The sequence below is a fragment of the Streptomyces sp. NPDC004284 genome (assembly GCF_042874035.1).
In the GTDB taxonomy this organism is placed as follows: domain Bacteria; phylum Actinomycetota; class Actinomycetes; order Streptomycetales; family Streptomycetaceae; genus Streptomyces.
Window position 1 is genome coordinate 426,703 of sequence record NZ_JBIAMJ010000007.1, and the last position, 18,178, is coordinate 444,880.

Annotated in this window: 15 protein-coding genes; 10 read left to right on the forward strand and 5 right to left on the reverse strand. The window is 72.8% G+C overall.

Going from position 1 to position 18,178, the window contains the following annotated elements; genetic code table 11:
* Positions 1-263: 263 nt before the first annotated feature.
* The 5 genes from ACFYUS_RS21230 (at position 264) to aceE (ending at position 9,055) form a co-directional block, all read left to right on the forward strand.
* Entirely contained in the window at positions 264-1,787 is a 1,524-nt protein-coding gene (locus tag ACFYUS_RS21230; protein WP_388854068.1) for a leucyl aminopeptidase, read from the forward strand.
* A 285-nt stretch (positions 1,788-2,072) separates the two neighbouring features.
* Positions 2,073-3,461, forward strand: coding sequence for a dihydrolipoyl dehydrogenase (lpdA, locus tag ACFYUS_RS21235; protein WP_388854072.1), 1,389 nt, complete (start codon positions 2,073-2,075; stop codon positions 3,459-3,461).
* A 62-nt stretch (positions 3,462-3,523) separates the two neighbouring features.
* On the forward strand, positions 3,524-5,302 hold the full coding sequence (gene sucB / locus ACFYUS_RS21240; protein ID WP_388854075.1) for a 2-oxoglutarate dehydrogenase, E2 component, dihydrolipoamide succinyltransferase: 1,779 nt from the start codon (positions 3,524-3,526) through the stop codon (positions 5,300-5,302).
* Positions 5,303-5,422: 120 nt separating this feature from the next.
* Entirely contained in the window at positions 5,423-6,046 is a 624-nt protein-coding gene (locus ACFYUS_RS21245) for a GntR family transcriptional regulator (protein WP_388854078.1), read from the forward strand.
* A gap of 303 nt (positions 6,047-6,349) precedes the next feature.
* Positions 6,350-9,055: a pyruvate dehydrogenase (acetyl-transferring), homodimeric type gene (aceE, locus tag ACFYUS_RS21250; RefSeq protein ID WP_388854082.1), complete on the forward strand. Its 2,706-nt coding sequence runs from the start codon at positions 6,350-6,352 to the stop codon at positions 9,053-9,055.
* 69 nt (positions 9,056-9,124) lie between these two features.
* Here aceE and ACFYUS_RS21255 read toward each other — a convergent pair whose 3' ends face one another.
* Positions 9,125-9,910 carry a hypothetical protein gene (locus tag ACFYUS_RS21255; RefSeq protein WP_388854085.1) on the reverse strand — a complete coding sequence of 262 codons (786 nt, stop codon included), beginning with the start codon at positions 9,908-9,910 and terminating at the stop codon, positions 9,125-9,127.
* A gap of 60 nt (positions 9,911-9,970) precedes the next feature.
* Between ACFYUS_RS21255 and ACFYUS_RS21260 the strand changes: the two genes are divergently transcribed.
* Positions 9,971-10,933 (forward strand): helix-turn-helix transcriptional regulator, encoded by a 963-nt coding sequence (locus tag ACFYUS_RS21260; RefSeq protein ID WP_388854088.1) that lies wholly within the window; start codon positions 9,971-9,973, stop codon positions 10,931-10,933.
* Positions 10,934-10,937: 4 nt separating this feature from the next.
* Here the strand turns inward: ACFYUS_RS21260 and ACFYUS_RS21265 are convergent, their stop codons facing one another.
* Positions 10,938-11,858 (reverse strand): SDR family oxidoreductase, encoded by a 921-nt coding sequence (locus ACFYUS_RS21265; RefSeq protein WP_388854091.1) that lies wholly within the window; start codon positions 11,856-11,858, stop codon positions 10,938-10,940.
* Between the two features lie 99 nt (positions 11,859-11,957).
* Between ACFYUS_RS21265 and ACFYUS_RS21270 the strand changes: the two genes are divergently transcribed.
* Positions 11,958-12,479 carry a DUF4240 domain-containing protein gene (locus ACFYUS_RS21270; protein ID WP_388854163.1) on the forward strand — a complete coding sequence of 174 codons (522 nt, stop codon included), beginning with the start codon at positions 11,958-11,960 and terminating at the stop codon, positions 12,477-12,479.
* A gap of 49 nt (positions 12,480-12,528) precedes the next feature.
* Here the strand turns inward: ACFYUS_RS21270 and ACFYUS_RS21275 are convergent, their stop codons facing one another.
* Positions 12,529-13,374 carry an SDR family NAD(P)-dependent oxidoreductase gene (locus ACFYUS_RS21275; RefSeq protein ID WP_388854094.1) on the reverse strand — a complete coding sequence of 282 codons (846 nt, stop codon included), beginning with the start codon at positions 13,372-13,374 and terminating at the stop codon, positions 12,529-12,531.
* A complete protein-coding gene (locus ACFYUS_RS21280; RefSeq protein WP_388854097.1) occupies positions 13,374-14,168 on the reverse strand; it encodes an SDR family NAD(P)-dependent oxidoreductase in 795 nt (264 codons plus the stop codon). The genes ACFYUS_RS21275 and ACFYUS_RS21280 overlap by 1 nt, the downstream gene beginning before the upstream one ends.
* A gap of 118 nt (positions 14,169-14,286) precedes the next feature.
* Between ACFYUS_RS21280 and ACFYUS_RS21285 the strand changes: the two genes are divergently transcribed.
* Positions 14,287-14,958, forward strand: coding sequence for a TetR/AcrR family transcriptional regulator (locus ACFYUS_RS21285; protein ID WP_388854100.1), 672 nt, complete (start codon positions 14,287-14,289; stop codon positions 14,956-14,958).
* On the opposite strand, the gene ACFYUS_RS21290 is transcribed toward ACFYUS_RS21285, so the two are convergent.
* On the reverse strand, positions 14,948-15,451 hold the full coding sequence (locus ACFYUS_RS21290) for a GNAT family N-acetyltransferase (RefSeq protein WP_388854103.1): 504 nt from the start codon (positions 15,449-15,451) through the stop codon (positions 14,948-14,950). The two genes, ACFYUS_RS21285 and ACFYUS_RS21290, sit on opposite strands and share 11 nt — an antisense overlap.
* 93 nt (positions 15,452-15,544) lie before the next feature.
* Here ACFYUS_RS21290 and ACFYUS_RS21295 point away from each other — a divergent pair, with 93 nt between their 5' ends.
* A complete protein-coding gene (locus ACFYUS_RS21295) occupies positions 15,545-16,465 on the forward strand; it encodes a TIGR01777 family oxidoreductase (protein WP_388854106.1) in 921 nt (306 codons plus the stop codon).
* Between the two features lie 190 nt (positions 16,466-16,655).
* On the forward strand, positions 16,656-18,017 hold the full coding sequence (locus ACFYUS_RS21300) for an NAD(P)/FAD-dependent oxidoreductase (RefSeq protein WP_388854109.1): 1,362 nt from the start codon (positions 16,656-16,658) through the stop codon (positions 18,015-18,017).
* Positions 18,018-18,178 lie beyond the last annotated feature (161 nt).

Sequence of the window (18,178 nt, forward strand, 5' to 3'; positions counted from 1 at the left end):
ACGCGTGGAGATGTCGCGGATGAGATGAAGGACGGGTGGGTCGTCCTTGCGTGAATGAGGCGAGTGTGGCTGGGCGACAGGAGCCGGAAGGGTAAACATGAAAGAGACACCACGGATGAGTGAATCACCGCCGCCGTGAGCGAACCGGGTGAGCGAGCGTAGGCTCGTTCTCGGCGCTCTCCGGGCCGAAATACGATGCGGCGGGCACGGTCGGCCCATCCCTCGACCGCCACAGAACTCAATGGAAGCGAGATTTCACCACCGTGACTGCTCTCACTCTCAGCACTGCCGGCGCGGCGACGCTGCGCGCCGACGCCCTCGTCGTCGGCCTCGCGAAGTCCGGTAAGACGCTGGTCGTCGCCCCGGGCGCCGAGGCCGTCGACAAGGCCTTCGACGGCCGGCTCGCCGCCGTCCTGGAGACCCTGGGCGCCTCGGGTGCCGAAGGTGAGGCGACGAAGCTGCCCGCCCCCGCCGGTCTCAAGGCCCCCGTCGTCCTGGCCGTCGGCCTCGGCGAGGCGCCCGAGGACGGCGAGTCCTTCGGCGCGGAGACCCTGCGCCGCGCCGCCGGCACCGCCGCCCGCACCCTGACCGGCACGAAGAAGGCCGCGTTCGCGCTGCCGATCGCCGCCGCCGAGGACGCCGCCGCCATCGCGGAGGGCGCCCTGCTCGGCGCGTACGCCTACAACGCGTACAAGGCCTCCCCGGAGGCAAAGGCGGACAAGGACGCGAAGAAGCCCCTCGCCGAGGTGGCCCTGCTCGGCGCCAAGCCGCGCGACAAGGCCTACAAGGCCGCCGCCGAGCGCGCCCAGGCCGTCGCCGAGGAGATCAACCGCGCCCGCGACCTGATCAACCAGCCGCCGAACGACCTCTACCCGGCCACCTTCGCCGCCGCCGTCCAGGCCGCCGGCAAGGAGCACGGCCTCAAGGTCCAGGTCCTCGACGAGAAGGCGCTCACCAAGGGCGGCTACGGCGGCATCCTCGGCGTCGGCAACGGCTCCGTGAACCCGCCGCGCCTGGTCCGCGTCGCCTACACCCACCCGAAGGCGGAGAAGACCCTCGCCCTGGTCGGCAAGGGCATCACCTACGACTCGGGCGGCATCTCCCTGAAGCCGGCCGGCCACAACGAGACGATGAAGTGCGACATGGCCGGCGCCGCCGCCGTGTTCTCCACCGTCGTCGCCGCGGCCCGCCTCGGCCTGGAGGTCAACGTCACGGGCTGGCTCGCCCTCGCGGAGAACATGCCGTCCGGCTCCGCCACCCGCCCGGGTGACGTCCTGAACATGTACAGCGGCAAGACCGTCGAGGTCCTGAACACCGACGCCGAGGGCCGTCTCGTCCTCGCCGACGCGCTGACCAAGGCCTCCGAGGAGCACCCGGACGCGATCGTCGACGTGGCGACCCTGACCGGCGCCATGGTCCTGGCCCTGGGCGACCGCACCTTCGGCATCATGGCCAACGACGACGACTTCCGCACCGCGATCCACGAGATCGCCGAGGAGGTCGGCGAGCAGTCCTGGCCGATGCCGCTCCCGGCGGACCTGCGCAAGTCCATGGACTCCCCCACCGCCGACATGGCCAACATGGGCGTCCGGATGGGTGGCGGCCTGGTCGCCGGCCTCTTCCTCCAGGAGTTCGTGGGCGAGGGCATCACCTGGGCCCACCTGGACATCGCGGGCCCGGCCTTCCACGAGGGCGCCCCGTACGGCTACACCCCGAAGGGCGGCACCGGCTCCTCGGTCCGCACCCTGGTGAAGCTGGCCGAGCGCACGGCGGCCGGCGAGCTCTGAGCTCCGCGCGTGTGACGGAAGGCCCCGGAAGCTTCGGCTCCGGGGCCTTCCCCTTTGTTCGCTCGCGACGAAATCCGTAGGTTCGTACGCGCTCGTGACCCCGCCGTACGGACGATCGGCCGTCTCAGAGCACGGCCCCGCGTCCCGTCGTCCGTCAACAAGTGCGAAGATGGGTTCTCGGCAGGACAGGGCCCCCACCACAGGGCCGAAATAAAGCGGCCGGACACCAGCCGCCGCCAGGTCGTCGACGACCGGCGACGAGCGCACATGCATGGAGGACGTGACGTGGCGAACGACGCCAGCACCGTTTTCGACCTAGTGATCCTCGGCGGCGGTAGCGGCGGTTACGCCGCGGCGCTGCGCGGAGCGCAGCTGGGCCTGGACGTCGCACTGATCGAGAAGAACAAGCTCGGCGGCACCTGCCTGCACAACGGCTGCATCCCGACGAAGGCCCTGCTCCACGCCGGCGAGGTCGCCGACCAGGCGCGCGAGGCGGAGCAGTTCGGTGTCAAGGCCTCTTTCGAGGGCATCGACATCAAGGCCGTGCACAAGTACAAGGACGACGTGATCTCGGGCCTGTACAAGGGCCTGCAGGGTCTCGTCGCCTCCCGCAAGGTGACCTACATCGAGGGCACCGGCCACCTGTCCTCCCCGACCTCCGTCGACGTGGACGGCCGTCGCGTCGAGGGTCGTCACGTCCTCCTGGCCACCGGTTCCGTGCCGAAGTCCCTGCCCGGCCTGGAGATCGACGGCAACCGGATCATCTCCTCGGACCACGCGCTGACGCTGGACCGCGTCCCGGAGTCCGCGATCATCCTGGGCGGCGGCGTCATCGGCGTCGAGTTCGCCTCGGCGTGGAAGTCCTTCGGCACCGACGTCACGGTCATCGAGGGCCTGAAGCACCTGGTCCCGGTCGAGGACGAGAACAGCTCGAAGCTTCTTGAGCGCGCCTTCCGCAAGCGCGGCATCAAGTTCAACCTCGGCACCTTCTTCCAGTCCGCCGAGTACACCGACAGCGGCGTCAAGGTCACCCTGGCCGACGGCAAGACCTTCGAGGCCGAGGTCCTCCTGGTCGCCATCGGCCGCGGCCCGGTCTCCGCCGGTCTCGGCTACGAGGAGCAGGGCGTCGCGATGGACCGCGGCTACGTCCTGGTCGACGAGTACATGCGCACCAACGTGCCGACGATCTCGGCCGTGGGCGACCTCGTCCCGACGCTCCAGCTCGCGCACGTCGGCTTCGCCGAGGGCATCCTCGTCGCGGAGCGCCTGGCCGGTCTGAAGACCGTCCCGATCGACTACGACGGCGTGCCCCGGGTGACGTACTGCCACCCCGAGGTCGCCTCCGTCGGCATCTCCGAGGCCAAGGCCAAGGAGATCTACGGCGCGGACAAGGTCGTCGCCCTGAAGTACAACCTCGCGGGCAACGGCAAGAGCAAGATCCTCAAGACCGCGGGCGAGATCAAGCTCGTGCAGGTCAAGGACGGTGCCGTGGTCGGCGTCCACATGGTCGGTGACCGCATGGGCGAGCAGGTCGGCGAAGCTCAGCTGATCTACAACTGGGAGGCGCTGCCGGCCGAGGTCGCGCAGCTCATCCACGCCCACCCGACGCAGAACGAGGCGCTCGGCGAGGCCCACCTGGCCCTGGCCGGCAAGCCGCTGCACTCCCACGACTGACGCTCACGTCATCACAGGGCGCGACGACCACTTTCCGCAATTCGTTAGGAGCAACTGAAACCATGTCGGTTTCCGTAACCCTGCCGGCGCTCGGCGAGAGCGTCACCGAGGGCACCGTCACCCGCTGGCTCAAGGCCGAGGGCGAGCGCGTCGAGGCCGACGAGCCGCTGCTCGAGGTCTCGACCGACAAGGTCGACACCGAGATCCCCGCCCCCGCCTCGGGCATCCTGGCCTCCATCAAGGTCGCCGAGGACGAGACGGTCGAGGTCGGCGCCGAGCTGGCCATCATCGACGACGGCACGGGCGCCCCCGCCGCCGCTCCGGCCCCCGCCGCCGAGGCCGCCCCGGCTCCGGCCGCCGCCCCGGCCCCCGTGGCCGAGGCCCCGGCCGCCCCGGCTCCGGCCGCCGAGGCCCCCGCCGCGGCTCCGGCCGCCGGTGCCGCCCAGGGCACCGACGTCGTCCTGCCGGCGCTCGGCGAGTCCGTCACCGAGGGCACCGTGACCCGCTGGCTGAAGTCGGTCGGCGAGACCGTCGAGGCCGACGAGCCGCTGCTCGAGGTCTCCACGGACAAGGTCGACACCGAGATCCCCGCCCCCGCCTCCGGCGTTCTCCTGGAGATCGTCGTCGGCGAGGACGAGACCGCCGAGGTCGGCGCCAAGCTGGCCGTCATCGGTGCCGCGGGTGCCGCTCCGGCCGCCGCCCCGGCTCCGGCCGCCCCGGCCCCCGCCGCCGCTCCGGCCCCCGCCGCCGCCGCTCCGGCCCCGGCCGCGCCGGCCGCCCCGGCTCCGGCCCCCGCGCCGGTCGCCCCGGTCGCTCCGGCCCCGGCTCCGGCCGCTCCGGTCGCCGCCGCCCCGTCCCTCGCCCCGGCCGTGGTCACCCCGGTCCCGGCGACCCCCTCGGCCGCCCCGGCCGAGGACGGCGCGTACGTGACCCCGCTGGTCCGCAAGCTCGCCACCGAGAACGGTGTCGACCTGGCGTCCGTCAAGGGCTCCGGCGTCGGCGGCCGCATCCGCAAGCAGGACGTCCTCGCGGCCGCCGAGGCCAAGAAGGCCGCCGCTGCCGCCCCCGTCGCCGCCCCGGCCGCCGCCGCGCCGAAGACCCCCGCCCTGGAGGTCTCCCCGCTGCGTGGCCAGACGGTCAAGATGACCCGCATGCGCAAGGTCATCGGCGACAACATGATGAAGGCGCTGCACGGCCAGGCCCAGCTGTCCTCGGTCGTCGAGGTCGACATCACGAAGCTGATGAAGCTGCGCGCCCGCGCCAAGGACGCGTTCGCCGCCCGCGAGGGCGTCAAGCTCTCCCCGATGCCGTTCTTCGTGAAGGCGGCGGCCCAGGCGCTGAAGGCCCACCCGGTCATCAACGCCCGGATCAACGAGGCCGAGGGCACGATCACGTACTTCGACTCGGAGAACATCGGCATCGCCGTCGACTCCGAGAAGGGCCTGATGACCCCGGTCATCAAGGGTGCGGGCGACCTGAACATCGCCGGCATCTCCAAGGCCACGGCCGAGCTGGCCGGCAAGGTCCGCGCCAGCAAGATCACGCCGGACGAGCTGTCCGGTGCGACCTTCACCATCAGCAACACCGGTTCGCGCGGTGCGCTGTTCGACACGATCATCGTCCCGCCGAACCAGGTCGCCATCCTGGGCATCGGCGCCACGGTCAAGCGTCCGGCCGTCATCGAGACCGCCGAGGGCACCGTCATCGGCGTCCGCGACATGACCTACCTGACGCTCTCCTACGACCACCGTCTGGTGGACGGCGCCGACGCCGCCCGCTACCTGACGGCCGTCAAGGCGATCCTGGAGGCCGGCGAGTTCGAGGTCGACCTCGGTCTGTAAGGCGCGCTGCCGATAAGGCAACGTAACGAGCCTCACCTGCGGCGCCCCCGTCCGGAAGTGTTTCCGGACGGGGGCGCCGCCGTATTGTCTAAGGGTCAACACTCCCCGAGGAGCCGCTTCATGACCGTCCCCGTCGTCCACTCGCTGCGCGAGCAGATCCGCGAGCACATCGTGGAGGGGATCGTCAGCGGCCGCTGGAAGCCGGGCGAGCGCATCGTGGAGCGCCGGATCGCGACCGAGCTGGAGGTCTCCCAGACGCCCGTGCGCGAGGCGCTGCGCGAACTGGAGTCGCTGCGGCTGATCGAGTCGGCGCCCAACAAGGGCGTCCGGGTCCGCAACCTCACCGCGGCCGACCTGGAGGAGAGCTACCCCGTACGCGCCGGTCTGGAGCAGATCGCGGCCGAGCTCGCGGCCGGGCGGCTCGCGACGGACTGCTCGGCCCTGGAGCCGCACGTGGCGGCCCTCTACGAGGCGGACGCGGCCGCGGACGGGACGGCGCAGGTGCGGCACACGGTGGCCTTCCACCGGGAGCTGGTGAAGGCGGCCGGGAACAGCGTCCTGCTGCACACCTGGGAGACGCTCGGCATCGAGGTCTTCACGGCCCTGTCGATCCGCTGGCTGGGCACGGTCCAGAAGTCGTACGCGGAGGAGCACCAGGAGCTCGTGGAGGCCTTCCGGCGCGGCGACCCGAACATCGGTGCGCTGGTGAAGGCGCACGTCCTGGGCTGCGCGCCGCGAGCCTGAGCCCCGGCCGTACGCACAGTGAGCGGGTCCACCCCACCGGTGGGCCCGCTCATTCGTGCGCACCCGCCCTCAGATATCCAGCCTCACCTGCGAAAACAGGCCAGAAAACTAGGCACCGGGTGCCCTTTTCCTTGGCACCCTGTGCCGACTTTCTCGATTCGAAGAGGTTTTCCCCTTCAACCCTTTGATCGATCATCGATCGCCGGTTTACAGTCTTCGGCGGGCCGTCACCCGGCCCTTCGCCCTGTCCTGCCAGACAAGGCCCCCTTATCTCCACCCCCATCTGTCCGGAAGGCGGCGATCATGACCGATCCCGTAGGCAAGATTCCGAGCGAGCTCGACCAGCTCCCGGACCGTGACACCGAGGAGACCGCCGAGTGGGCGGCCTCCCTGGACGCCGTCACCAAGGCCGCCGGCCCCCACCGGGCCGCCTACCTGATGCGCCGCACCCTCCAGCACGCCGAAGGCGCGGGCCTCGCCCTGCCGAAGCTCCTGGAGACGGATTACGTCAACACCATCCCCACCTCCGCCGAGCCCTCGGTCACCGAGTTCGGCGGCGACGAGGAGATGGAGCGGAAGATCACCGCGTGGAACCGCTGGAACGCGGCCGCGATGGTCACCCGCGGCTCCAAGTACGGCGTCGGCGGCCACATCGCCACCTTCGCCTCCGCGGCCTGGCTCTACGAGACCGGGTTCAACCACTTCTTCAAGGGCAAGGAAGCCGACGGTTCCGGCGACCAGCTCTACATCCAGGGCCACGCCTCCCCCGGCATCTACGCCCGCGCCTTCCTCGACGGCCGCCTGAACGAGACCCACCTCGACAACTTCCGGCAGGAGGCCGGCGGCAACGGCCTGCCCTCCTACCCGCACCCGCGCCGCCTCCCCTGGCTGTGGGAGTTCCCCACCGTCTCCATGGGTCTCGGCCCGCTCTCGGCGATCTACCAGGCGCGCTTCAACCGCTACCTGACCAACCGCTCCATCAAGGACGTCTCCGCCTCGCACGTGTGGGCGTTCCTCGGTGACGGCGAGATGGACGAGCCCGAGTCGACCGCGGCCCTCGCCCTGGCGGCCCGCGAGGGTCTGGACAACCTGACCTTCGTCATCAACTGCAACCTGCAGCGCCTCGACGGCCCGGTCCGCGCCAACTTCAAGATCGTGCAGGAGCTGGAGGCCCAGTTCCGCGGCGCCGGCTGGAACGTCGTGAAGTCGCTGTGGGGCAACGCCTGGGACGAGCTGTTCGCGCTCGACACCACCGGCGCCCTCGTCCGCCGCCTCCGCGAGGTCCCGGACGCGCAGGTCCAGACGTACCAGACCCGCGACGCCGCCTACATCCGCCAGGACTTCTTCGGCAAGGACCCGGCGCTCGTCGCGATGGCGCAGCTGCTGTCCGACGACAAGATCCTCGAGTGCTTCCACCTCTCCCGCGGTGGCCACGAGCCGCGCAAGGTGTACGCCGCGTACAAGGCCGCCCTGGAGTTCAAGGGCGCGCCGACGGTCATCCTGGCGCAGACCGTCAAGGGCTTCACCCTGGGTGAGGGCTTCGCGTCGAAGAACGCGAACCACCAGATGAAGAAGCTCACGACGGACGAGTTCAAGAACATGCGTGACCTTCTTGAGCTGCCCATCTCGGACGCGCAGTTCGCCGACGGCCAGGTGCCCTACGGCCACCCCGGCGCCGACTCCCCCGAGGTCCGCTACCTCCAGGAGCGCCGCGCGGCCCTCGGCGGCCCGGCCCCGGCCCGCCGCACCCACCCGCTCGCCCCGCTGCCGGCCCCGGCCGACAAGGCGTTCGCGGCGTTCGACAAGGGCTCCGGCTCGCAGTCGATGGCCACGACGATGGCGTTCGTGCGCCTGATGAAGGACCTGATCCGCGACAAGGAGACCGGCAAGCGCTGGGTCCCGATCGTCCCGGACGAGGCCCGTACCTTCGGCATGGAGTCGCTGTTCCCGTCGCTCGGCATCTACTCGCCGAAGGGCCAGACGTACGAGCCGGTCGACCGCGACCAGCTGATGTACTACAAGGAGGCCGTCAACGGCCAGATCCTGAACGAGGGCATCACCGAGGCCGGCTCGATGGCCGACTTCATCGCCGCCTCCACCGCGTACTCCACGCACGGTGAAGCGATGATCCCGTTCTACATCTTCTACTCGATGTTCGGCTGGCAGCGGACCGCCGACCAGATGTGGCAGCTCGGCGACCAGCTCGGCCGCGGCTTCCTCGTCGGCGCGACCGCCGGCCGCACCACCCTGACCGGTGAGGGCCTCCAGCACGCCGACGGCCACTCGCCCGTCATCGCGGCGACGAACCCGGCGGCGCTGACGTACGACCCGGCGTTCGCCTACGAGGTCGCGGTCATCGTCAAGGAGGGTCTGCGCCGGATGTACGGCGAGGCCGCCGAGGGCGAGGACCAGAACGTCTTCTACTACCTGACGGTCTACAACGAGCCGATGCCGCAGCCGGCCAAGCCGTCCGGCGTCGACGAGGGCATCGTCAAGGGCCTCTACCGCTTCAACACGGCGGAGTCGGCCGGTCTCGACCTGCCCGCGAACGCCTCCCGCATCCAGCTCCTGTCCTCCGGCACGGCCATCCACTGGGCCCTGGAGGCGCAGAAGCTGCTCGCCGCCGAGTGGGGCGTGGCCGCCGACGTGTGGTCCGCGACCTCCTGGACGGAGCTGCGCCGCGACGCGCTGGAGGCCGACGCGGCCCTCCTGCGCGGCGAGGAGCAGGTGCCGTACATCCGCCAGGCCCTGGCGGGCGTCGACTCCCCGGTCCTCGCGGTCTCCGACTACATGCGCCAGGTCCCGGACCAGATCGCGCAGTGGGTCGAGCAGGACTACACCTCGCTGGGCGCCGACGGCTTCGGCCTCTCGGACACCCGCGACGCGGCCCGCCGCCACTTCGGCGTCGACGCCCAGTCGATCGTCGTCGCGGCCCTGGCCCAGCTCGCCCGCCGCGGCGAGGTCCAGGCGACGTCCGTGAAGGAGGCGCGCGAGCGCTACGGCCTGTAAGGCCTCCCATCCGTCCGAGGGGCTGTTTCCGTACGCACATACGGAGGCGGCCCCTCGGCGTACGTTCCGTCAGGCCCCGAGGTCCTCGGTCATGCCCTGGGAGACCGGTGCCGGTGGGACGGGCAGGGTGCGCTGGAGGGCTTCCAGGTCCTGGAGGATGCCCGCGCGCCGCTTCGCCAGGTTCGTCTCGAAGTCCATGGCGGCCTGGGCGGCCTGGGCGCGGGTCTCCTCGAAGAGCTCGTCCGCCTCCTGGCGCCTCGCCCACGCGTCCTTCTCGGCCTGGGCCAGCGCCTCGGCCACGAAGGCCTCGGTCTCGTCGCGGACCTGCTGGGCGGACGACTCGGCGAGCCCGGGCGGGATACCGGGGGCGAGCTCGTCGACGGGGCGCGGTGCGTGGTGGATCACCTGGTGCTCGATCGTGCAGCCGTTCTCCGTGGAGAAGGGCGGTCGTCCGGTGAGCAGGAAGGAGAGCGGCGCGCCCGTCGAGTACAGGTCGCCGCGGTGGTCGCCGGTCCGTTCGCCCTTCGCCTGCTCGGGCGACATGTACACGGGGGTGCCCCTGGGGGTTCCGGTGAGGGTGAGTCCGCTCTCCCTGAGCGTGTCGCCGAAGAACTCGGCGATGCCGAAGTCGAGGACGACGGGCGTGTACCGTCCGGGCAGCTCCGCGGCGGCGCGGACCTCGCGGCGGAAGCGGATGAGGTCCTCGGTCCTCCGGGCCACGCCCTGCTGGAGGAACTTGACGGCCGCTTCCCGCTGCATGCGCTGGTCGCGGGCGGACCAGACCTCGCCGTACCCGCCGCCGCCGAGCATGTGCATGAGCTCGTAGCGGTCGTCGAGCACCACGCCCCGTCGCATCGCGCCTCTCCCCCCGTGGTCGCTGTCCCAAGTCCCCCGTACGGATGGGAGGGTGGGTCCATGCGTGCCGCCCGCCTGATCAAGATGGTCCTGCTCCTCCAGTCGCGTCCTTCGATGACGGCGGCCGAACTGGCCGCCGAGCTGGAGGTGTCGGAGCGGACCGTCACGCGGGACGCGCTCGCCCTGTCGGAGGCGGGGGTGCCGGTGTACGCGGACCGGGGCCGGGCCGGCGGCTACCGGCTCGTCGGCGGCTACCGGACGCGGCTCACGGGTCTGGCGCGCGGCGAGGCGGAGGCCCTGTTCCTGTCGGGACTGCCGGGCGCGCTGCGGGACATGGGCCTGGAGGACGCGGCCTCGGCGGCCCGGCTCAAGGTGTCGGCGGCGCTGCTGCCCTCGCTGCGGGACGCGCACGAGTCGGCGGCCCGCCGCTTCCACCTGGACGCGCCCGGCTGGTACCAGGAGCCGGAGACACCGGAGCTGCTCGCGCCGGTGGCGGAGGCCGTGTGGGACGACCGGTGGGTGTCGGCCCGGTACCGGCGGGGGGACGGCGAGGAGGTGGAGCGGGAGCTCGAACCGTACGGCCTCGTCCTGAAGGCGGGCGTCTGGTACGTGTGCGCCCGCGCGGGCTCCTCCTTCCGTACGTACCGGGTGGACCGGTTCACGGCGGTGGCCGTGGGCGAGGAGCGGTTCGACCGGGACCCGGACTTCGACCTGCCCGTCTTCTGGGAGGAGCGGTCGGCGGAGTTCGCCCGCTCCCTGCTGCGTACGGAGGTGGTCGTACGGCTCTCGGAGGCGGGCGCCCGCCGCCTGCCGTACGTCACGGACCGCGCGGCCGCCCAGGAGGCGCTGGCGGCCGGCACCGCCGAGGGCGGCCGGGTGCGGGCCGTCCTCCGGGTGGAGAGCGAGGAGGTCGCCTTCGGCCAGCTCCTCGGCCTCGGCCCGGAGGTGGAGGTCCTGGCCCCGGCCGCGCTCCGGGAGCGTTTCGCGGAGGCGGCCCGGGGCATGGCGGAGCTCTACCGATGAGGCTCTACCGGTAGTCGGCGACGTCCGGTCTCCCGGTCTCGCTCGCGACGAGGAAGCCCCAGGCGTCCGGCCGGGAGCCGTCCGCGTCCGTGAAGCCGTACTCCTTCGCCAGCTCGCCGCTGGAGAGCGAGCGGCCGGTCCAGCGGTGCCGGTCGGGGTCGGCGGCGAGGGCGGCGACGGCCCGGCCGACGTAGACCGGGGACTCGGAGACGCCGAAGTCGGGGATCTTCCCGGTGGCGTCGCGCCAGTTCTCCTCGGTGACGCCGAAGCCGGCGAGCATCTGCTCCGACCTGAGCCAGCCGGGGGTGACGGCGACGGCCGTCCCGCCGTACTCCTCCAGCTCCTTCGAGAGGCCGAAGGCCATCCGGATCGGGGCGTTCTTGGCGAGGTCGTAGAAGAGGTTCTCGCGGAAGCGGGTGCCGTTGTACGCGGTGGTGCCGTCGGTGACCTCGACGACGAGCCCGCCGGGGTGGCGGGTGAGCAGCGGCAGGGCCGCGTGGGAGGTGATGGCGTGCGTCCGCACGCCGAGTTCGAGCATCCTGAGGCCGCCGTCGAGGTCCGTCTCCCAGGTCTTCCTGCCGAAGGTGACGAGGTGCTCCCCGCCCCACACGTCGTTGACGAGGACGTCGAGCCGGCCCCGCTCGCGGTCGATCCGGTCGACGAGGGCCCGGACCTGGCCGGGTTCCAGGTGGTCGGTGGGGACGGCGACGCCCTCGCCGCCGGCGGCGGTCACCAGTTCGGCGGTCTCCTCGATGGTCTCGGTGGCGCGGCCGACCTCGCTGAGCTTCTCGCGGGTGGTGCGGCCGGTGACGTAGACGGTGGCTCCGGCGGCGCCGAGCTGGACGGCGATGGCCCGTCCGGCGCCCCGGGTGGCACCGGCGACCAGGCAGATCCGTCCGCTCAGGGGGGTGGTCTCAGTCGTCATGGGCACCAGGCTGGCAGGAAAGTACGACATCTTCTGTCCGGATTCATTTCGGGCTTTCCGGGTGCGTCGGACTCGCCGAGCCACGATGCTGGTGCCGTGATGGACGAGACCGAGTTCTGGGAGCTCATCGACGCCACCCGCGAGGAAGCCGAGGGCGACCCCGAGGAGCAGGCCGACCTGCTCGTGGAGCGGCTGACCCGCCTCGACCCCGACTCGGTGCTCGACTACGCGCGCCATTTCGAGGCCCGCTTCAACCGCGCGTACCTCTGGGATCTGTGGGGTGCGGCGGCCGTGCTGTTCGGCGGGGCGGGCGAGGAGACCTTCGACTCGTTCCGCTGCTGGCTGATCGGCCAGGGCCGGGAGGTGTACGAGGGGGGTGTGCACGATCCGGACGCGCTCGCGGAGCTGCTCGACGACTTCGACGTGGAGATCGACGGGGACGGCGAGGAGATCGGCTTCGCGGCGGACGAGGCGTACGAGGCGCTGACCGGCGGCGAGACCCCCGATCTGGGCATTCCGATGCCGGGCGGGGAGCCGCTCGGCGCCCCCTTCGACCTGGAGGACGACGACGTGCTCGCGGCCCGTTTCCCCCGGCTGTGGGAGCGCTTCGGGGTGGTGTAGGCACGGAAGGACCCGGGGTGCGGACGGAGGGATCCGCACCCCGGGTGGTTCAGCCCAGCTGGAGCCGGGGGTTCTCCTGGCCGAGGATCATGTCCGTGCGCGGCTGGAGGGCGGGGAAGAGCTGCTCGGGCTGCGGGATCGCCCAGTACTTGCCCTCGGCGACCCTCTCGAAGACCCGCTCGGCGTGCTCCTCGGGGGTGAGCCCGTGCTCGTCGGCCATCGCCTGCAGCTGGTCGTTGAAGGCGGCGATCTCCGGCGGGGCGGTCTCTCCGGGGCGGGCGGCCCTGAAGATCTCGCTCTTGACCGAGCCGGGGGTCACGACGGACACCTGGATCGGCGCGCCCTTCATCTGCATCTCGTGGTGCAGCGACTCGGTGAGGGCGAGCGTGCCGAACTTGGTGACGCTGTACGGGGCCATCAGCGGGCTCGGCAGCATGCCGCCGATCGAGGAGACGTTGACCACCCAGGCCTTCTCACCGCGCTCCAGCATGCGCGGGACGAAGGTCCGGATGCCGTTGACGTACCCGCCGATGTTGATCCGGAGCATGGCGTCCCAGCGCTCGGCCGGGATCTCCCAGGAGTAGCCCATGGCCATGATCCCGGCGTTGTTGACGAGCAGGTCGACCGTGCCGAAGCGGGTGTACGCGGTGTCGGCGAGGGCCTCGACGGAGGCGGGGTCGGCGACGTCCGTGACGACGGCCGCGACCTCGGCCCCGGTGGCCGACAGCTCGCCCGCGAACTCGGCGAGCCGTTCGGCCGCGATGTCGGCGAGGACCAGCTTCATGCCGAGCCCGGCGGCGTGCCGGGCGAGGCCGGCGCCGATCCCGGAGGAGGCGCCGGTGATGACGGCCGTCCGGCCGCCGAAGACCTCGGCGGCCAGGGAGGGGGCGGTCATCAGAAGTGGGTCCCGCCGTCGATGCGGACCTCGGTGCCGGTGATGAACCGGCCGTCCTCGGAGGCGAGCATCGCGACGACGCCGGCGACGGTCTCGGGGCCGGCGAAGCCCTGGCCGAGGGCGGGGGCGAGCTTGGCGAAGAGCGACCAGTCGGTGTCCTCGGGCAGGCCGGGGCCCTGGGACTGCTTGGAGGCGCCGGAGCCGTCGGTCATGCCGGAGGAGATGGAGCCGGGCTGGACGGCGGTGAAGCGGATGCCCTGCTTGGCGTACTCGGCGGCCAGGGCGTGGGTCATGGACTGGATGCCGCCCTTGCTGGCCGCGTAGGCCGCCATGTAGGGGTGGGCGAACATCGCGGAGGTGGAGGAGAAGTTGACGACGGCCGAGCCGTTGCCCTCCAGGAGCGCCGGGATCGCCTCGCGGATCATGAGGAAGGTGCCGGTGAGGTTGACCCGGACCACCTGCTCGAAGGCGTCGAGGCTCGTCTCGTGGGTGTGCGAGGAGCGGAGGATGCCGGCCGCGTTGACCAGGACGTCCAGGCCGCCGAGGGCCTCGACGGCGGCGGCGACGCCCTCGCGCACGGAGGTCTCGTCGCCGATGTTGACCACGAGGGTGGTGAGGCGGTCGGCGGCGTCGCCGGCCTTGGCGACGGTGTCCTTGAGGCCGTCCTCGCTGATGTCGGCGGCGACGACCCGGCCGCCCTCGGCGAGCATGCGCAGGACGGTGGCCTGGCCGATGCCGGAGCCGCCGCCGGTGATGAGGGCGCGGCGTCCTTCGTAACGGGTCAGCTGGTTCATGTCGGCAACCTCTCGATGTCAAGCTTTCCGGGGATGCTGCCACCGTACGCCTGAGTGGCACGTTTTGCCACACCTGCACGCTATGCACGTTCGGCAGTCGCGGGCGTACGCTTCGTGGGTGAGCACCAAGCCCGAGGGCGCCACGCCCCCCACCCCCTCGCTCCCCTCGCTGACGGAGCGCCGCAAGGCCGCCACCCAGCTGGACATCGCCCGCGCCGCCGCCGAGCTCTTCACCGAACACGGCCCCGACGACACCACGGCCGAGGAGATCGCCCAGCGGGCCGGCGTCGCCCTGCGCACCTTCTACCGCTACTTCCGCTCCAAGCAGGACGCCGTCGCCCCGCTCCTCGCGGGCGGCGCCGACCGCTGGCGGGAGCTCCTCGCCGCGACGGAACCGGGCGCGGGCGTGCCCGAGGCCCTGGAGCGCTCGATCGCCTCCTCGCTCACCCCGGAGACCGAGGAGGCGGCGGAGGGCCTGCGCTGGACGCGCGGGCTGCTGCGGGCCGCCGCCGAGGACCCCGCCCTCCGGGCCGTCTGGTACCGGGTCAACCAGGAGTCCGAGGAGCGGCTGCGCGAGGTCGTCGCCGGGCTCGCCGGGCCGGACGCCGACCCGCTGGAGGTACGGCTCGCGGCCGCGGCGGCCACCGACGCCATCCGGATCGCCCTGGAGAGCTGGGCGGAGACGGACGCGCCGGAGCGCGGAGAGGGCGCTCCGGCCGCCCTCGCGGTCCGCTGCCTGCGCGAACTGATGGGCGGGATGCGGCTGTTGAACCCGGACGTCAGGGGGTGAGCGACCGGCCCATGAGGACGTCGTCCACGTACGTCCCGTCGAGGCACAGCTCCCCCGGCAGCACCCCCTCGACCGCGAAGCCCTCCGAGGCGTAGAGCGCGCGGGCCGGCGCGTTGTGCCCGAGGACCCGCAGGGTCATCCGGACGGCGCCCTCCCCCCTGGCCCGCTCCATGGCGGCCCGCAGCAGCGCCCGGGCGACGCCCTTGCCCCGGGCCGACCCGGCGACGGCGAGGCCCTGGATCTGACGGACGTGGGCGGTGGCGGCGAGCGGGGTCGGCGGCGCCACCCGGACGTAACCGACGACCGCCCCGCCGTCCTCCGCCACGAGGTAGTCCCCGGGCAGATGGCGCTCGTCGAAGAAGGGCGCGCCCGCCTCCGGGAGGGGCAGCACGGCGTGGAGCCTCGACCAGGTGGCCCGGTCGAGCTCCGCGAGCGCGGTGTCGTCGTCCTGCACGGCGGTACGTATGCGTATCTGCGTCTCCGGCACGATCATGGCGGCCACTGTGCCACGCCGGGCCCGTCTTTCGGGTCGGGCCCCGCGAGCCCGGCCCGACCCGAAGGACAGGCCCGGCCCCGGGAGGGCAGGATGGGGGCCATGCAGCGTTCCGCGATCCGCAAGCGTGTCGCCGTCACCGGCGCCTCCGGGCTCATCGGCTCGGCCCTGGTCCGCTCCCTGCGCGCCGACGGCCACGACGTCCTCCGCCTCGTCCGCCGCCCGGCCCGGACCGCCGACGAGGTCGAATGGGACCCCAAGCGGCTGTACGTCGACGCCGCCGGGCTCGTCGGCGTCGACGCCGTCGTCCACCTGGCGGGCGCCGGCGTCGGCGAGCGCCGCTGGAACGAGGCGTACAAGAAGGAGATCCGGGACAGCCGGGTCCTCGGCACGACCGCGATCTCCCAGGCGCTCGCCTCGCTCGCGGACCCGCCGGAGGCGCTGGTCTGCGGCACGGCGCTCGGCTGGTACGGGGACACCGGCACGCGCGCGGTGGACGAGAGCGCCCCCGCCGGTACGGGCTTCCTGCCCTCGGTCTGCGTGGAGTGGGAGGCCGCGGCCGCCCCCGCCGAGGAGGCCGGCATCCGGGTCACGTACGCCCGCACGGGCCTGGTCGTGGCCCGTCAGGGCGGCGCCTGGGGACGGCTCTTCCCCGTCTTCCGCGCCGGACTCGGCGGGCGGATGGGCGACGGCCGCCAGTACTGGTCGCACATCTCCCTCCACGACGAGGTCGCCGCCCTGCGCCACCTCGTCGACACCCCGTCCCTCTCCGGTCCGGTGAACCTGACGGCCCCCGAGCCCGTCACCAACCGCGAGGTGACCGCGGCGATGGGCCGGGTGCTGCACCGCCCGACCCTCTTCACCGTCCCCGCGCCGGCCCTGAAGGCCGTGCTCGGCGACTTCGCCCAGGACGTGCTGGGCAGTCAGCGGGTGCTGCCGGGGCGGCTCCTGGAGACCGGTTTCGACTTCGCGTTCCCGACGATCGACGAGGCGATCCGGGCGGCACTGCGCTAGCGGGGGCGTCTGCGCTCCCCCGTGCTGCGTGCACCCCGCCGCGCGCGGCCGACTTCCCCGGGGGTGCCGCCTAGGCTCGATGCCCGCTGTTCGATGCCCGCCGTTCGATACGAACGCGAACTCGGGCATTCCGGGGGCCCGTTGGGGGCATAAGGCCTCCCACCGGCGGCGCAGACCTGGGGAGGGGCACGTGCTCAGTACCGCAACCAGCGCACAGCACACGGACGTCGTGGAGACCGTCGACGTCGTCATCGTAGGAGCCGGCACCGCGGGCCTCGCGGCCGCCCGCCGGCTGACCGGCGCCGGACTCGCGGTCGCCGTACTGGAGGCGGAGCCGCAGGTCGGCGGCCGGCTGGCCACGGACCGCGTCGACGGCTTCCGGCTCGACCGGGTGGGCCCGCTGCTCACCTTCTCGTCCGAGGAGCTGCGGACCGTGCCGGGCCTGTCCGGGCTCGCGCTGCGCCCGTTCGGTCCCGGGGTGCTCGTCCACAGCGACGGGCGGTACGGAAGGTGGGGCGTCCCGCACCCGCGCCGGACGCCCGGCCAGCGGGGCGGCGGGGTCCACCGGGGCGTGGGGGGAGCGTTCAGCGTGGCGCGCGCCCTCGCGAGCGCCCCCCGCAATCCGGCCGCCTCGCTCGACCAGGCGCGACTCGGCGCCTCCCTCGTCCGGCTCGCCGCGACGCCCCCCGCGCGCCTCCTCGCCCGCTCCGAGCGGACGGCCCGCGAGGCCCTGACGGCCCGGCTGCCCGCCCGTACGGTCCAGGGGGTGCTGCGGCCGCTGCTCGCCGCGCTCCTCTCCGACCCGGACCTCGGCATGTCGAGCCGTCAGGCGGACCTGGCGCTGCGGGCCTTCGCCCTCGGCCGGCCCGCCGTCCCCGAGGGCGGTGCGGCGGCCCTGCCCGAACGGCTCGCGGCCTCCCTGCCTCCGGGCACGGTCCGCACCGGCGTCCGCGTCACGGACGTGTCCGTCTGCCGCGTCACGACCGCCGAGCACGGCGTCATCGGCTGCCGCGCGGTCCTCCTGGCCACCGGCGCCCGCACCGCGGCGAAGCTGCTTCCGGGCCTCCGGGTCCCCGGCTTCCACCCGGTCACGGTCCTCCACCACACGGCTCCCGTGGCGCCCACCACCGACCCCACCCTCCTCCTCGAATCGGACCCGGGCGGCCCCGTGTCCCACACGGCGGTGATGAGCGCGGTCGACCCCTCCCGCGCCCCGGACGGCCGCGCCCTCATCACCTCCACCGTCCTCGGCACCCCACCGGACGACACGGAACGCCGCGTCCGCAAACACCTGGCCACGCTCTACGGCACCTCGACCGACGACTGGGAACTCCTCGCCCTCCACCACACCCCGGAGGCCGTCCCCACGATGCCGCCCCCGCACGACGCGCACCGCTCGGTCCGGCTCCTGGCCGGCCTGTACGTGTGCGGCGACCACCGCGACACCAGCACGGTCCGGGGCGCCCTGGCCTCCGCCCACCGCGCGACGACGTCCCTCCTGGCAGACCTGGGCGTCCGCCCGCCCCTGGCGGAGCCCGGGGCAGCGGCCTGACCCCCGTGGGGGGGGGGGGGGGGGGGGGGGGGGGCCCCCCGGGGGGGGGGGGGGGGGGGGGGGGGGGGGAGTGTCAGTGGTGGCCGAGCCGCTTCCGGAGTGGGGGCGCCAGGCGGGGACGGGCCGCTCGGTGGGCGTGTGCGGGGCGCGCGTGTCCGAGG

Excerpts from the sequence above, each read along its gene's own strand:
- ACFYUS_RS21270 (WP_388854163.1), top strand. The coding sequence starts at position 11,958 with ATGGACGAGACCGAGTTCTGGGAGCTCATCGACGCCACCCGCGAGGAA.
- ACFYUS_RS21260 (WP_388854088.1), top strand. The coding sequence starts at position 9,971 with ATGCGTGCCGCCCGCCTGATCAAGATGGTCCTGCTCCTCCAGTCGCGT.
- sucB (WP_388854075.1), top strand. The coding sequence starts at position 3,524 with ATGTCGGTTTCCGTAACCCTGCCGGCGCTCGGCGAGAGCGTCACCGAG.
- ACFYUS_RS21255 (WP_388854085.1), bottom strand. The coding sequence starts at position 9,910 with ATGCGACGGGGCGTGGTGCTCGACGACCGCTACGAGCTCATGCACATG.
- aceE (WP_388854082.1), top strand. The coding sequence starts at position 6,350 with ATGACCGATCCCGTAGGCAAGATTCCGAGCGAGCTCGACCAGCTCCCG.
- ACFYUS_RS21290 (WP_388854103.1), bottom strand. The coding sequence starts at position 15,451 with ATGATCGTGCCGGAGACGCAGATACGCATACGTACCGCCGTGCAGGAC.
- ACFYUS_RS21265 (WP_388854091.1), bottom strand. The coding sequence starts at position 11,858 with ATGACGACTGAGACCACCCCCCTGAGCGGACGGATCTGCCTGGTCGCC.
- ACFYUS_RS21280 (WP_388854097.1), bottom strand. The coding sequence starts at position 14,168 with ATGAACCAGCTGACCCGTTACGAAGGACGCCGCGCCCTCATCACCGGC.
- ACFYUS_RS21245 (WP_388854078.1), top strand. The coding sequence starts at position 5,423 with ATGACCGTCCCCGTCGTCCACTCGCTGCGCGAGCAGATCCGCGAGCAC.
- ACFYUS_RS21275 (WP_388854094.1), bottom strand. The coding sequence starts at position 13,374 with ATGACCGCCCCCTCCCTGGCCGCCGAGGTCTTCGGCGGCCGGACGGCC.
- ACFYUS_RS21295 (WP_388854106.1), top strand. The coding sequence starts at position 15,545 with ATGGGGGCCATGCAGCGTTCCGCGATCCGCAAGCGTGTCGCCGTCACC.